This window comes from Bradyrhizobium sp. USDA 4532, from assembly GCF_024171315.1.
Classification (GTDB): Bacteria; Pseudomonadota; Alphaproteobacteria; order Rhizobiales; family Xanthobacteraceae; genus Bradyrhizobium; species Bradyrhizobium australafricanum.
In genome coordinates this window covers 8,644,129-8,658,004 of record NZ_JALJZN010000001.1, presented here as the reverse complement: position 1 = coordinate 8,658,004, position 13,876 = coordinate 8,644,129, and the positions used below count along the sequence as shown (strand labels likewise).

17 protein-coding genes are annotated in these 13,876 nt (G+C 63.6%); 10 read left to right on the top strand and 7 right to left on the bottom strand.

The genetic code is table 11. The annotated features are described in order from the left end of the window. Positions 1-35 precede the first annotated feature (35 nt). Positions 36-962: a quinoprotein relay system zinc metallohydrolase 2 gene (locus J2R76_RS39970; protein ID WP_253625927.1), complete on the top strand. Its 927-nt coding sequence runs from the start codon at positions 36-38 to the stop codon at positions 960-962. 43 nt (positions 963-1,005) lie between these two features. Further along, the gene (locus J2R76_RS39965) at positions 1,006-1,830 is read left to right on the top strand and encodes a quinoprotein dehydrogenase-associated SoxYZ-like carrier (protein WP_253625926.1); all 825 of its coding nucleotides are present in this window, start codon (positions 1,006-1,008) and stop codon (positions 1,828-1,830) included. 124 nt (positions 1,831-1,954) lie between these two features. Here the strand turns inward: J2R76_RS39965 and J2R76_RS39960 are convergent, their stop codons facing one another. Continuing rightward, entirely contained in the window at positions 1,955-2,296 is a 342-nt protein-coding gene (locus J2R76_RS39960; protein ID WP_375166560.1) for a hypothetical protein, read from the bottom strand. Positions 2,297-2,445: 149 nt separating this feature from the next. On the opposite strand from J2R76_RS39960, the gene J2R76_RS39955 reads away from it, so the two are divergent. Genes J2R76_RS39955 through J2R76_RS39940 form a run of 4 tightly spaced genes read left to right on the top strand, consistent with a single transcriptional unit; the run spans position 2,446 to position 5,212 of the window. Beyond that, positions 2,446-3,378: an ABC transporter substrate-binding protein gene (locus J2R76_RS39955; protein WP_168856108.1), complete on the top strand. Its 933-nt coding sequence runs from the start codon at positions 2,446-2,448 to the stop codon at positions 3,376-3,378. A 2-nt stretch (positions 3,379-3,380) separates the two neighbouring features. Beyond that, the gene (locus J2R76_RS39950; protein WP_057020570.1) at positions 3,381-4,118 is read left to right on the top strand and encodes an ABC transporter permease; all 738 of its coding nucleotides are present in this window, start codon (positions 3,381-3,383) and stop codon (positions 4,116-4,118) included. Continuing rightward, on the top strand, positions 4,108-4,818 hold the full coding sequence (locus J2R76_RS39945; RefSeq protein ID WP_076834171.1) for an ABC transporter ATP-binding protein: 711 nt from the start codon (positions 4,108-4,110) through the stop codon (positions 4,816-4,818). Before J2R76_RS39950 ends, J2R76_RS39945 begins: the two co-directional genes overlap by 11 nt. A 40-nt stretch (positions 4,819-4,858) precedes the next feature. After that, complete coding sequence (locus J2R76_RS39940; RefSeq protein ID WP_057020572.1) at positions 4,859-5,212, top strand: hypothetical protein; 354 nt, start codon at positions 4,859-4,861, stop codon at positions 5,210-5,212. A 5-nt stretch (positions 5,213-5,217) separates the two neighbouring features. Here the strand turns inward: J2R76_RS39940 and J2R76_RS39935 are convergent, their stop codons facing one another. The 4 genes from J2R76_RS39935 to J2R76_RS39920 form a co-directional block, all read right to left on the bottom strand. Continuing rightward, positions 5,218-5,454 carry a hypothetical protein gene (locus tag J2R76_RS39935; RefSeq protein WP_168856069.1) on the bottom strand — a complete coding sequence of 79 codons (237 nt, stop codon included), beginning with the start codon at positions 5,452-5,454 and terminating at the stop codon, positions 5,218-5,220. Between the two features lie 117 nt (positions 5,455-5,571). Further along, positions 5,572-6,456 carry a hypothetical protein gene (locus J2R76_RS39930; protein WP_375162599.1) on the bottom strand — a complete coding sequence of 295 codons (885 nt, stop codon included), beginning with the start codon at positions 6,454-6,456 and terminating at the stop codon, positions 5,572-5,574. A 223-nt stretch (positions 6,457-6,679) separates the two neighbouring features. Beyond that, the gene (pqqA, locus tag J2R76_RS39925) at positions 6,680-6,760 is read right to left on the bottom strand and encodes a pyrroloquinoline quinone precursor peptide PqqA (protein ID WP_009031067.1); all 81 of its coding nucleotides are present in this window, start codon (positions 6,758-6,760) and stop codon (positions 6,680-6,682) included. 335 nt (positions 6,761-7,095) lie between these two features. Then, positions 7,096-7,494 (bottom strand): EF-hand domain-containing protein, encoded by a 399-nt coding sequence (locus J2R76_RS39920; protein WP_092083082.1) that lies wholly within the window; start codon positions 7,492-7,494, stop codon positions 7,096-7,098. 193 nt (positions 7,495-7,687) lie between these two features. Here J2R76_RS39920 and J2R76_RS39915 point away from each other — a divergent pair, with 193 nt between their 5' ends. From J2R76_RS39915 to J2R76_RS39900, 4 genes are all read left to right on the top strand, one after another. Further along, on the top strand, positions 7,688-7,933 hold the full coding sequence (locus J2R76_RS39915) for a hypothetical protein (RefSeq protein ID WP_246786780.1): 246 nt from the start codon (positions 7,688-7,690) through the stop codon (positions 7,931-7,933). Positions 7,934-8,154: 221 nt separating this feature from the next. Next, positions 8,155-9,819: a methanol/ethanol family PQQ-dependent dehydrogenase gene (locus tag J2R76_RS39910; RefSeq protein WP_076834181.1), complete on the top strand. Its 1,665-nt coding sequence runs from the start codon at positions 8,155-8,157 to the stop codon at positions 9,817-9,819. A 79-nt stretch (positions 9,820-9,898) separates the two neighbouring features. Continuing rightward, on the top strand, positions 9,899-10,186 hold the full coding sequence (locus J2R76_RS39905; RefSeq protein ID WP_229188856.1) for a cytochrome c: 288 nt from the start codon (positions 9,899-9,901) through the stop codon (positions 10,184-10,186). Continuing rightward, the gene (locus J2R76_RS39900; protein WP_253625924.1) at positions 10,183-11,139 is read left to right on the top strand and encodes an ABC transporter substrate-binding protein; all 957 of its coding nucleotides are present in this window, start codon (positions 10,183-10,185) and stop codon (positions 11,137-11,139) included. The genes J2R76_RS39905 and J2R76_RS39900 overlap by 4 nt, the downstream gene beginning before the upstream one ends. A 12-nt stretch (positions 11,140-11,151) precedes the next feature. Here the strand turns inward: J2R76_RS39900 and J2R76_RS39895 are convergent, their stop codons facing one another. Both J2R76_RS39895 and flgK read right to left on the bottom strand, forming a co-directional pair. After that, complete coding sequence (locus tag J2R76_RS39895) at positions 11,152-12,060, bottom strand: flagellin (protein WP_141339830.1); 909 nt, start codon at positions 12,058-12,060, stop codon at positions 11,152-11,154. A gap of 16 nt (positions 12,061-12,076) precedes the next feature. Next, the gene (flgK, locus tag J2R76_RS39890) at positions 12,077-13,852 is read right to left on the bottom strand and encodes a flagellar hook-associated protein FlgK (protein ID WP_253625923.1); all 1,776 of its coding nucleotides are present in this window, start codon (positions 13,850-13,852) and stop codon (positions 12,077-12,079) included. Positions 13,853-13,876 lie beyond the last annotated feature (24 nt).

The following is a 13,876-nucleotide window of genomic DNA, read 5'->3' as shown; positions in this document are numbered from 1 at the left end:
TCGATCGCGCGTCGCGGAGTAACTGAGGCGGAAACATGGCTCATGGCGGTTCGGTGCTTGCGCTGCTCCTGATGCTTTGGGCGCCGACCATAGCGCGGGCGCAAGAGGTGGAATTGCCTGTAAGCGAAGTCGCTCCCGGAATATTCGTTCACACCGGGGTCACCGCATTGATGACGCGCGAGAACGAAGGCGCCATCGCCAATGTGGGATTCGTGATCGGCGACAGCGCCGTCGCCGTCATCGACACCGGCGGCAGCGTCCGCGAAGGACGACAGCTGCTCGCCGCGGTCCGCAGCCGTACCGACAAGCCGATCCGCTATGTGATCAACACCCACGCCCATCCAGATCACAGCTTCGGCAATGCGGCTTTCGTCGGCGACGGGACCAGCTTCGTCGGCCACAAGTCTTTGCCACGCGCGATGGCCGCGCGCGGACAATTCTACCTCGACGGGTTTCGCCGGACCATGGGCGATGAGCTGATCGACGAGGTGAAGATCATCTCCCCGAGCGTGCTGGTCGCGGACACGCTGAAGCTCGACCTCGGCGGACGGGCTCTCACCCTGAAAGCGTGGCCGCCCGCCCATAGCGACAACGACCTCACGGTTCTCGACGAGCAAACCAGGACCCTGTTCGCCGGCGATATGGTGTTTCTCATCCATATTCCCGTGGTCGACGGCAGCCTCAAGGGCTGGCTGCGTACGCTCGACGAGCTCGCGGCGATCTCCGCCGAGCGTGTGGTTCCCGGTCACGGGCCCGTGAGCGCGTGGCCGGCTGCGCTTGCCGACGAGCGCCGTTATCTTGGGGTGCTGGCCGCGGATGTGCGCGCACTGGTCGCAAGCGGCAAGCCGATCACGGCCGCGGCGGAGCACGCGGCAGCCGCCGAGCGGCCGCGCTGGCAATTGTTCGACGATTACAACGCCCGCAACGCAACTGCAGCATTCTCGGAAATTGAATGGGAATAGCTGTTCGTCCTATATTTACGCGGCTGCATAGGATTTCGCGAACATGACCGGACATCGCGCCCGCCTGCTTTGCATCGCAAGCCTGCTCACGATCGCGCTGGGCACACCGGCTGCGCCCGCCGCGGAGGCCTATGATCCCTGGCCGGGTCTTGTCCAGGACATCTTCAGCAACCGCCCGATGAATGACGGCAATGATGTCATCGGCATCGAGATGCCGATGCGCGCGGAAGACGCCGCGATCGTGCCGGTGACGCTGCGCACCAAGCTGCAGCCGAGCGACAGCCGCCGCGTCGTCACGATCACGCTTGTGATCGACGAGAATCCGGCGCCGATGGCCGCGAAGTTCACGCTGGGGCCGGCCGCCAACGTCACCGAGATCTCGACTCGTGTCCGCGTCAACAACTACACCAATGTGCACGCCGTCGCGGAGCTCAGCGACGGCAAGCTCTATGTCAGCAAGGTCTATGTCAAGGCGTCCGGCGGCTGCTCGGCGCCCGCCGGCAAGAACGTCGAGGAAGCCAAGAACCGCCTCGGCCAGATGCGCTACCGGCAATTCACCAAGCCCGAACAGGGACCTGCGACCGGCACGCGGGAAGCCCAGATCATGATCGGGCATCCGAATAATTCAGGCCTGCAGATGGACCAGGTCACGCAGCTCTATATCCCGGCCTTCTTCGTCAACGAGCTGCACATCTGGCAGGACGACAGTCCGGTGCTGGCGATGGAGGGCGGAATCTCGATTTCCGAGGATCCCAATATCCGCTTCACCTACGTCTCGAATGGCGCCAAGCGCTTCCGTGCCGAAGCCAAGGACACCGAAGGGCATATCTTCGAGCACGAATGGAAGGTCGAGAATCCCGGCACCTGACGCCTCGCGATCTCACGACGGACGCAAAATGCAATGAGATCAGGTTGGATCGCTATCGCGCCTTAGCCCGGTATTTAAGCATGATCTTTCCGGAAAACCGCTTCGCACTTTTCCGGATCATGCTCTAGAAGCACCTGACTTCGGCTTCGGCCTGGGCGCGCCTGAGGTCGTTGAGCGCGTTCGCGGCCTGCTCGGACGAGCGGAACTGGCCGCCCAGATTGCCCCGCACCTGCGCCATGCTCAGCACGGTCTCGGCGGTGACATAGCGATCATAGGGGATGATCGAGGCGACGACGTCGATCGAGCAGGAACATTGCTCGATCGACTGCCGGGATTCGCCATTGGCCTTCATGCAGCCGAACACATATTCCGCCCGCGCCGAGGTCGGATAGTCGTTGATCTCCTGGGCCCGCACGCTGACCGCCATCCCGGCCAGCACCAGGATGGCGACAATCGGTCGTAGCATGCCAGCTCCTGCCATGGTCCTGCTTCCTCTTCTCTTTCCGCAAGCTATGCTATGGATGCTGATCAGAAAAGAAAACATTCGGGGAAGTGGCTCAAGAAACGATGATCATCTCTGTACGCACGGTGTTGGCTGCGGCAGTTCTGGCGGTCATGCAGTTCGGCACCTCGTGCTACGCGCAGACCATCCGCGTTGCAGCGCAGAAGACCGGAACGCTGGCCTGGGAACTGGCCGTCATTCGCTCCCATGGTCTCGACAAGAAGGCCAATCTGTCGATCGACGTCGTCGAGTTGGCCAGCCCCGAGGCCGGCAAGATCGCGCTGCGCGCCGGCACCGCCGACGTGATGGTATCGGACTGGCCCTGGGTGTCGCGCGAGCGGTCGCTCGGCGCCAAGCTGCAATTCTATCCCTATTCGAGCGCGCTCGGCGCCGTGATGGTCCCGGCCTCCTCGCCGGTCAAGACGCTCGCGGACCTCAAGGGGCGGAAGCTTGCTATTGCCGGCGGGGCGATCGACAAGAACTGGCTGTTGCTGCAAGCCGCATCGAAGCAGGACGGCGTCGACCTGAAGTCGCAGGCGACCATCGTCTACGGCGCGCCGCCGCTGCTCGCCGCCAAGACGCTCGGCGGCGAGATGGACGCGACGCTCAATTACTGGAATTTCTGCGCCGCGCTCGAAGCCAAGGGCTTTCGCCGGCTCGCCGGGATGGAAGAGATCCTGCAAAAGCTCGGCAGCAAGGGCCGCATCGCCATGATCGGCTACGTGTTCGACGAAGCCTGGGCCAATGCCAACAAGGATCTGGTGGCCCGCTTCATCGCGGTGACCCGCGCGGCGAAAGAGATTCTGGCGACCTCGGATGCCGAATGGGACGCGATCGCGCCGCTCACCGGCGCGCAGGATCCCGCAACCCTGCATGCCTATCGTGAGCGCTACCGCGAAGGCATCCCGCGCCGTCCGATCGCGGACGAAGAGGCCGATGCGCGCGTGCTCTACCGGGTGCTGGCGCAGCTCGGCGGCCGCGATCTGGTCGGCACGGCAACCGAGCTCGATCCCGGCACCTTCTACCAAGCGATCCCGGGAGACTAGCGGTGCTGCGTCTCCTCTCATTCACGCTGTTCATCGCGACCTGGTGGATCGCCTCGCTGCTGATCGGCGATGCGAAGCTGCCGGCGCCGCCGGCGGTGCTGTCGGTGCTCGTCGCCGAAGCCCGATCGGGCGCGCTGTTCGTCAATCTCGGCGCAACCCTGGCCCGGGTCGCGCTGGCCTTCACCCTTGCCATGGCGCTCGGCTCGGCGATCGGCTATTTGATGGGCCGTGTCTCGCTTGCCAATCGCCTTGGCGATCCCTGGCTGATCCTGCTGCTCAACCTGCCCGCGCTCGTCGTCATCGTGCTCGCTTACATCTGGGCCGGGCTGACCGAGGTCGCCGCGATCGCCGCCATCGCCATCAACAAGCTGCCGACCGCCGTCGTCACCCTGCGCGAAGGCGCCCGCGCGCTCGATCCTGCGCTCGACGAAATGGCGACGGCGTTTTCTTTTCCGCGCGGCCGCGCCTTCCGTCATGTGATCCTGCCGCAGCTTGCGCCCTACATCGCGGCCGCTGCGCGCTCCGGGCTCTCGCTGGTCTGGAAGATCGTGCTGGTCGCCGAATATCTCGGCCGGCCGAACGGCGTCGGCTTCGAGATCGGGGTTGCCTTCCAGCTGTTCGACATCCCCTTGCTGCTTGCCTATTCGCTGAGCTTTGCGGGTGTCGTGCTCATCATCGAAACCCTGCTGGTGCAGCCGTTTGAAACCAGGCTAACGCGGTGGCGGCTCCGTGCAGCTTGAAGTCAATATCACCGGCAAGAGTTTTGAGAGCGCGGCCGGGAAGCGGCACGACGTGCTCGACAACGTCACCTTCACGCTGAACGCTGGCGAGGTCGGCGTGCTGTTCGGCCCGTCAGGCTGCGGCAAGAGCACCTTGCTCCGGATCCTCGCCGGGCTCGACGCCAACTACCGGGGCCATGTCGCGCGGTCGCCGGGCATGCGCCTTGGCATGGTCTTCCAGGAGCCGCGGCTGTTGCCCTGGCGCACGGTCGAGGAAAATGTGCGGCTGGCCGCGCCGCATGTCGACGACAGCACGCTCTCTGCGCTGTTCGAGGTGCTCGAACTGGGCGCGCACCGCAACCATTTTCCCGCGGAGCTGTCGCTCGGCCTCGCCCGCCGCGTCGCGCTGGCCCGCGCCTTCGCCATCGAGCCCGATTTCCTGATCCTCGATGAGCCGCTGGCCTCGCTCGACAATGCGCTCGCGGGGCGGCTGCGCGACCAGGTCGCGACGCTGGTGGCGAGCCGGAAAATGATGACCTTGCTCGTCACCCACGATCTCGACGACGCCGTTCGCCTCGGCGATCGCCTGTTCTTCCTGTCATCGCGGCCGGCCCGAATCCTCCACGTCGAGACCATTGCCACACCACGCGCGACGCGCGGCGAACCCGAGATCGACGAAATCAAGCGGCAACTCTCACAGTTGGACCTTGCAAATATGTGAGACGCCGTCATCCTTGGACGAAGCATAAAGGAGAGGCTGGATGTCGCGCGCGTTGATCGCTGTTGGTGTTGCGTCGCTTGTGCTGCCGGCGACGGTGCTCGCCCAAAGCAAGGGCAAAGGCATTCGGCTGTGGAATCTGACCAGCGCCACGATTTCGAGCTTCGCGCTGTCGCCGGCAGGCAAGAACGAGTGGGGTCCGAACCAGACGCTCAACGACAAGGACAAGGAAGTCGACCATGACGAGCGCCTGCGGATCACCGGCGTCGAGCCCGGCCGCTACGACGCCAAGGTCGGCTACAGCGGCGCCAGGCAGTGCTTCGTTCGCGACATCGAGATCAAGGCCGACGCCGTGTTTTCGGTATCCGACAAGGACTTGAAGGACTGCAACAAATAGGAAGGCTAACCCGCCGGCAGCTCGCCGCCCGTGCCGGCCCGATCGTTGCTGTGCGGATATTCGCAACGCCAGCGCACCGCGGTCCATTTCGGATGTTCGCCGACCCACCGCGCGATGTAAGGCGGCGCGGCCATGGCGCATTGCTGCAGCGAGCCGTTCCAGTTGAACACCAGATGCTGCTCCTCGCAGGTGGCGGGCGACAGCACGGCACATACCGTGACGATCAGATCAATCGGGTTCATGCGCGATCCCTAAGCGTGCTCATGCAATAGATAACACGGCGAAATACGTAATCAGCCACGTCCGGGTTTCACAGCCCCGTGAGAGGTTGGGGAACCCGGTCCGGGAGGCTTCACGCTCTAGAAGTTCAAACCGTACACCAGCCGCGCCTGATGGCGCTCGAAATTGACGAGGTCGAGGGCGGCATTGCTTCCGGCCCGCTGCCCCCAGGCCTGGACGCTCCAGGTCGCGGTCAGGCGTGAACGTTCGGAGAGCTGGAAATAGGCGGTCGGTCCGATGAACAGCGCCTGCCCGGACAGTTCATCCAGGCCGATTCCCTCGTACTTCCTGAAATAGCGCGCTTCGCCGCCGATCAGGATATCCGGCTTCACCCTGGCCATGAGGCCGAATGCGGCACCGATGGTGGCATCCTGATCCGCAGCGCCGGTGCGCGGCGTGCGCGTCCATTCGGGCTCATAGCTTAGGTTGAGGGCCGCGATGACAAAATTCGGGATCACCTCGCGGTCGAACGCGACCGTGAGTTCGGTGCCATAACTACGGACGGCTGCGGCCGTCGTCTCGTCGACGCGATCGGCACGCGTCTCCAGCGCGACCGTCATGCCAAAGGGCGCCGTCTCGCGATTCAGAAAGCGATAGCGGAAATCGACCGAGACGCTCTGCCACGACAGCTGGCGCCGATCGTCAAGACCCGGAACGCGGTTGATGTCGTATGCGCCGAATGACGTTCCGAGCTCGACACGAAAATTCGGCGCGGGCACGAGCTCGAGCTCCATTTCCTGATTGAGCGTGCGATACCGGCCGCCGTCCTTGGCGAAGCGCCCTGTGGTCTGGCTCTGGAATTCGCGCTCACCGACATTGCCCACGTCGGAGCCGATCATGAAGCCGAAGATGTGCTCGGTATCAAAGTCCTCGGCATATGCGCCAGGCGGCAACGCCGCCGCGATGCCGGCAATCGCCGCGCACAGCATCCCCGCCCAACGCCCGGTCTTGAGTTTTGGATTCATCGTCCCCGCACCACCGCCTCAGGCCACACTGTAGGACAAAGCAGCTAGGCCCGCCAATCGCGCAGGTGGTGTCGGTCTCAAGGTCTTGTGGGAAGGGTATGAGAGAAGCTGTCCGAGCGGCCGCAGCGCCCGAGAAAGACACGTTCGACAAAAGACGCCTGCCCGGCTCGATGCAGCGCGCTGCACGAGCCGGGCAGGCTGTCTCGCGTTACTTGTCTTAAGATTACTTGCGCGCTGCGCAGGCGTACATGTTGATTTCCATGCCCACCGGCACTTCGACGATCTTCGGTGTTTTCCAGGCCATTTCCTTCTCCCAAGTCATAAGTTGGCGCAAGCCTCGCGCCGCGCGGCAAGCTAGGGCTGCCTTTTCCAGGGCGCAAGCCGGCCGGGTAAGGACCCGACTTCGCTGCTGGACATGCCGAAGCGGACGACGGCTCGCTGACATCTGCCCGGCATTGGGAACTCCGACACTGATCTGTCGGGCATTTTCCGGCTGCCGGGCGGCGACGCGTGGGTAAGGAGACCCGATTCATCCAGCCGCGTCTTGCCCAAGAGCGAAATCGCAACTTTTTTTGTTATGCGCGGAATTCTGCGTCAATATCCGGCAAATCCGCCCGGCAAAGTTCGCCGGCTGGCAACTTATTTGAGCAGGCGCAGCAGGGCCCGGCCGGCGCGCGAGTTCAACTCCTTCGCATCCAGCGTTCCGTCATTGTCGGGATCTGCGGCCTTGAAGCGCTGCTCGACGACCGCGAGATATTCGTCGAGCGTCAGGGTGCCGTCGTGATCGGGATCGGCAGCGGCCAGTTCTTTCGCGGTCAGCCGTCCACGCAATTCGCGCGCGTCGAGCGTGCCGTCATGGTCGGGATCGAGCTTCGCGAACAGATTGGCGGCAGCCTTCTTGGCTTCGGCGAGATCGACCGTACCGTCATTATCAGGATCGAGCATCTTCAGCGCGCCCTTGCGGCCGGATGCCGCCAGGGCGGGCGCCGACAGGACGGCCATGGCCAAAGTCAGAGCAAACGATCGACGCGAAATCATCATTCATCTCCCTTACGTGCCGCTCCGGCGACGGGGCGAAGTGCGCCACGAAAAGCGCACCATAACAGCCTTGGCGAACCTTCGACAGCTGGCGCAACCGGTGAGTCCTTGTCGGTTTTCGGGTGGAAAGAGACCTCCCGACTGGTCACCTGTGAAGCTCCGACGTATCGCACCAAGATGATCGAGGCGAGCCATGAGCGACATTTGGAGGAGCGCATTGGGCTGTCTGGTTGTGCTCGGTCTGCTTGCGCCCGTGTCCGCGCAGACCCGGCACCCTGCCCCATCGGCGGAGGCGGTCCAGCAGCGCGTGCTCACCGGCAAGGAGCGGCTCGGCCGCAAATGGACCGACGAGCAGCGTATCGATAATTGCAATGTGCCGCCGGACAAGCGGGGCGCGAAACCGCGGCCGAGTGTCTGTCCCCCGACGCCGTCCAGCTGACCGTTCGCGCCGCGGCATCACGGCGGGCCGCGCTGGTGTAGCGTATTCCACGCGGCAAGCCACGAACGCATCTGCGAAAGACCTGACGCTTTCGATCAGTCTCTTGCGGTTAGCGGGCGCTCGTTCACGTTTTCGTATTGACCCGTTTTGGTTTCAGGCGGATGGTTCCGTCCGCAACGTCAGGAATAGGCGTGCGAAAAAAGGTTCATTGGGAGGATAGGATGAGACGCATTGCGCTGGCCGCAAGCCTCGTGATTCTTGCATCGTATGGTGCAAGCGCCCAGACCAACGAGCAGTTGGTCAAGGGGGCGACTGATACTTCGAACGTTCTCAATTACGGCATGGGCTACAATCTTCAGCGCTTCTCGACGCTGAACCAGATCAACAAGGACACGGTCAAGAATCTCGTTCCCGTTTGGAATTACAGCCTCGCCGACGATCGCAGCGAGCAATCGCAGCCATTGATCTACCAGGGCACCATCTATCTCACCACGCACAACGCCACGATGGCGATTGACGCCAAATCCGGCAAGCAGGTGTGGAAGACCAAGGTCGAATATCCCGCCGAAACACCGCGCATCGTCTGCTGCGGCATCATCAACCGCGGCGCGGCGCTGTTCGATGGCAAGGTGTTCCGCACCACGCTCGACGCCAATGTGATCGCGCTCGATGCCAAGACCGGCAAGGAGCTGTGGCGCCAGAAGGCCGCGGATATCAAGGAAGGCTACTCGATGACGGTGGCCCCGCTGGTCGCCGACGGCGTCGTGATCACCGGCATCTCGGGCGCCGAGTTCGGCACCCGCGGCTTCATCGACGGCTGGGATCCCGCAACCGGCAAGCATCTATGGCGCACCCATACCATCCCGTCCCCGGACGAACCCGGTGGCGACACCTGGAAGGGCGACACCTGGAAGCTCGGCGGCGGATCGACCTGGATCACCGGCTCCTACGATGCCGAGCTGAACACGGTGTATTGGGGTATTGGCAACCCCGGACCGTTCAATTCGGCGGTACGTCCCGGCGACAACCTCTACACCTGCTCGGTGCTGGCGCTCGATCCGAAGACCGGCAAGATCAAGTGGCACTACCAGTTCTCGCCGAACAACCCGTTCGACTATGACTCGGTTGCCGAGATGGTGCTCGCCGACATGACCGTCGAGGGCAAGCCGACCAAGGTGCTGATGGACGCCAACCGCAACGGCTTCTTCTACGTGCTCGATCGCACCAATGGAAAGCTGCTCGCGGCCAATCCTTACGTGACGGTCAACTGGGCGAGCGGCATCGATCTGAAAACCGGCCGTCCGATCGAGACCGACATCTCCAAGGATGCGCGCGACGGCAAGAAAGTCCTGGTGCAACCGTCGATCCTTGGCGGCAAGAACTGGGAGCCGATGTCGTACAATCCGCAGACCGGCCTAGCCTACGCCAATACGCTCAATATCGGCGGCAACTACAAGGCCGAGCCCGCGACCTACAAGCAGGGCGAATGGTATCTCGGCATGGACCTCACCGATCCCTGGGCCTGGCCCAACGGACCGCGCGGCTATCTCAAGGCCATCGAGCCCATGACTGGAAAGAGCAAGTGGGAGGTGGCGAGCGACATCCCGCGCTTCTCGGGTGTGCTCTCGACCGCCGGCGGCGTCGTGTTCTCCGGCCAGCTGACCGGTGAATTCGATGCGTTCGACGCCGAGAACGGCAAGAAGCTGTGGAGCTTCCAGACCGGCTCCGGCATCGAAGGCCAGCCGGTGACCTGGCAGCAAGATGGCGTTCAGTATATCGCCGTCACCAGCGGCTACGGCGGAGTGTACTCGATCTTCTCCGGCGACGAGCGCCTTGCGAAAGTGCCGACGGGCGGGTCCCTTTGGGTCTTCGCCGTCAAGCAGTGAGCGCGGATCGCACGTGAAGACAGTATCGATCTGGACGGCGGCGGTGTTCACCGCCGCCGCGATGACGGGCATCGCGACTATGACGATGCCTGCCATCGCACAGCAAGCAAATGCCGACGGCGATCAGGCCACGATCGACAAGGGCAAAGTCACCTACGCCCAGAAGTGTTCGCACTGCCATGGTCCGAACATGGTCAATTCGGGCACGGTCACGCCGGACCTTCGTACCCATCCCGATGACAAGACACGGTTCGTCACCACGGTGAAGCAGGGCAAGAACGGCAAGATGCCGCCGTGGGGCGACATCCTGAGCGACGAGGAGATATCGGATCTCTGGGCCTTCGTCGCAAGCCGGAGAAAGCCATGAGGGCCTGGACCGCGGCGCTAGCCGCCGCTCTCGGCTTCGCACTGATCTCGACGCTTGCCGGCGTGACCGCGGCACGCGCGGCCGACGAGCCGCTCCGAGTCTGTCTCGACGAGGACCTGCCGCCGTTTTCCGTGCATCATCGCGGCAAGCCCGCCTCGGGCTTCGACGTTGCGCTCGCGCAGGCAATAACCGGGCGGCTCGGCCGCAAGCTCGAGATCCAGTGGTTCGAAAGCAAGCTCGATGACACCGCAAGCCCGGCGCTCGAAGCCAATGCGCTGCTGTCGGACGGGCGCTGCTCGTTGGTCAGCGGCTACGCGCTTACCACGGACTCGCTGAAGGCGCCCGGCGTCACGACGGCCAAGCTGCCGGACTTCGACGGCGCCACCCGCGAGGATCGCCGCCGGCGGATCCCGATCGGCGTGCTGGCGCCGAGCCAGCCCTACATCTATTCGCCGATGACCGTCGTGCTCGGTCCCAAGGCCAAAGACAAGATCAAGGAGCGCAAGATCACCGATATCGGCGATCTCGCCGGCCTTCGCCTGACGATCGAAAGCGGCACGCTGGGCGACGCCATCCTGATGACCTTCGACAAGGGAAAGCTGATCGACGACATCACGCACCTCGTTCCGGGGCGCAGCGATCTGTTGGGCGAACTGGAACGCGGCGAATTCGACGCCACATTGCTCGACCTGCGCCGCTTCGACGCCTACCGCGCTGAACATCCGGACACCAGGATCACGGCCTCGGGCTACTATTATCCGATCGGCGCCAACCGCGGCTACGTTGCGCTCGAGACCGACAAGGTCCTGCTGGAATCGGTCAACAAGGTCCTCACCGACCTGCAGGCCAAGGGAACCATCGCGGAGCTCGGCAAGGCTGCCGGCCTCACCTGGCTTCCGCCGCGCGAGCCGATCATTCTCGGCGATGTCTGGCTGAAGATTCTGAACCGGTGATGCCGGCGATAGCTATCGCAAATAGCTCGCCAGATTCATGCTCTGGATCTTGGAGATCGCCGAATAGGACGCCGTCAGCTGCGCCTGATAGGTCGAAAGCTGTGCCGTCACGGCCGCGACATCGACGCTGGTGAGGTCCGTCGACAGCGTCTTCGCAAAATTCTGGTAATCGCTCTGGTTTGTGCTGGCGGTCTCGATCTGCGACGCCGCGGCCGACAGCTTTGCCTGCACGGTGGATGTGGCATCCAGCGCATTGCTCGCGAGGTCGAGCGCCTGCGTGATGTCGCTCGACGACAGCGTCGCGCTGTTGCCGACGTACTTCAACAGCCGCATCACCTGCTCGAACGCCGGATTGTCGGCGGTGACGCCGTACGAGATCGACTGGCTGTCCGACACGCGCACGGACGCGATCTCGCTGTCGCCCTTGTAGTAGCTGGTGTCTGATGTCGTCAGCGATCCGGTGCCGGTGTCGAAGCTCGACAGATCCGCCGGCGCGGTGTCGGTGCGGGCGCCGCTGAAGACATATTCGCCGTCATACTGGGTGTTGAGCAGCCCCTGCATCTGCGCCATGGCCTGCTGGGCGTAGTTGATCACCGATGCCGTCGCCGTGCTGCTGCCAGTGGTGGCCGCGCTGAGCTGGGTCCGCAACTGCGTGATGATGTCGGTCACCGAGCCGACCGCCGAATACATCACCTGCACCTTGTTATCGGCGAGTTGGCTGGCATCGATATAGGACTGCGCGCGCGTCACCGACACCTGCAAATTGATGACGCGCCCGGCGCCGGAACCGTAGCCGCCGAAATCTTCGGATTGCAGCCCGGAGGACTCCTGCACCTGCTCGTTGGCCATCACCGCCTGCACCCGCAACGCGTTCGATATCATCAGGTCCGACTGTGCAAAGGTGGCAACGCGCATCGTCATGACGACGGCCTCGGGTTCAGCTGGCGCTCATCGCGGTCATCAGCGCCGAGAACATGGCATTGATGGCGGTAATGATCTGGGACGCGGCGGCGTATTTGTTTTGCAACGCACTCAGATTTGCGGATTCCTCGTCAATGTTGACGCCAGACTGCGACGACAGCGAATTCGCATAGGTCGATTGCGCGGTTTGCTTGGCGGTGTAGGCCGCCGACGCCTGGGTCGCCTTGCCAGCGGCGTTGGCGACGATGGCGGCCGCGTAGTCCGTGAAAGAGCCGGTGGTCGCCCCGAGGCCGCCAGCCATGCCGAAATTGGTCGACCCCGTCAGCGCGCTCGAGAGCGCGTTCACCACCGTCGCCGAGCCCGGTGACAGCACCGAGTTTCCGGCCGTCATCGTGGACGACGCATCGAGCGTCGCCGTCGGCAGCGCCGCCGTGCCGTTTAGGATGTCGCTGCGAACGGCGATGTCGGACGCGCCGGTCCCGGTGATCAGGTCGTTGAACCCGAAGTAATCCGAAAAGCCCTCGCCCGAACTGCCGACCGAGCTCGTCATCTCGTTGATCGCAACGCCGTTGCTGGATGTGGTCGTCGAGATCGACAAGTGTCCGTTAGCATCGACCGAAGCTGACAGCCCCGAGATACCGTTGATCGCGGTGGCGAGATCACCGACCGTGGCGTAGGACGACAGATCGAGGTCCTGGTAGGACACCAGATTGCCGCTCTTGTCCGCAACGGCGATTCGCACCGTGCCGGTCGCCGAGAACGGCGTCGTGCTGCTCACAGTGGCAGTTCCGGTCAGGCTGGCCGGCGGCGGCACCGACGTGCCCTGGTTCGATACCGCGTTGACGGTCGCGGTCAGCTGCCGGGCCAGCTCGTCGAGCTGCGACTGCGCGGCCGGCAGCGTCTGGTCGCGCAGCGTGATCAGCGCGCTGACCTTGCCCGAGGAGATCTGCGAGGTGATGTCGACGCCGTTGACGGTGATGCCGCTGAAACCGCTTGACGATCCCGCGCTGTACGTCGTCGACGCCGTGACGCTGGGCAGCGCCGTATAGCTCAGCGGATGCGCCGTGCTATCGACCAGCGCCTGTCCCGATCCGGTATAGACCTGCAGATCGCCGGTCGACGTGGTGAAATAGCTCACATTCATCATCGACGCGAGATCCTGCAGCGCACTGTTGCGCTGGTCCTCCAGATCGGCCGTCGACTGCCCGGCTGCCGCTTGCTGCTTGATCTGCTTGTTGAGGTCGGAGATCTGCTGCAGGTCGGAATTGATATCGGTGACCGACGATGCGATGTCCTGGTCGGCATTGGAGCGCAGCGTCTGGATGCCGCTAGAGGTCTGCTGCAGCTGTGTCGTCACCGCCGCAAGCGCGCTGACGGCGTTCGATTGCAGCGACGCGCTGCTCGGCGTGCTCGCCAACGACGACAACGCCGACTCGAATGTCGCGATCGTGTTGGCCAGCGAGGTGCCCGTCGTGGAGCTGTCCGAGCTCGATGTGCTGCCATAGAGCTGCTGGAGCTCGGTCAGAAAACTGTTGGTGGTATCGGCGGCGCCGAGATCAGAATCGGCCCCGACCAGCGACTTCAGGAGCAGCTTGTCGACCGCGCTGCTGATCCCCGTGATCGTGACGCCGGTACCGACACCGGAAGTGACGCTGCTGCTCTGGTTGGCGGTCTTCGCGGTATAGCCCTTGGTGTCGGCATTGGAGATATTGGCCGAAGCTACGCTGATCTGCACCTGCGTGGCTGACAGCCCGCTGAATGCGATGCTTCGTGCGATATCGAGCGACGACACGACCAACTCCCTCCGGCGCCGGCC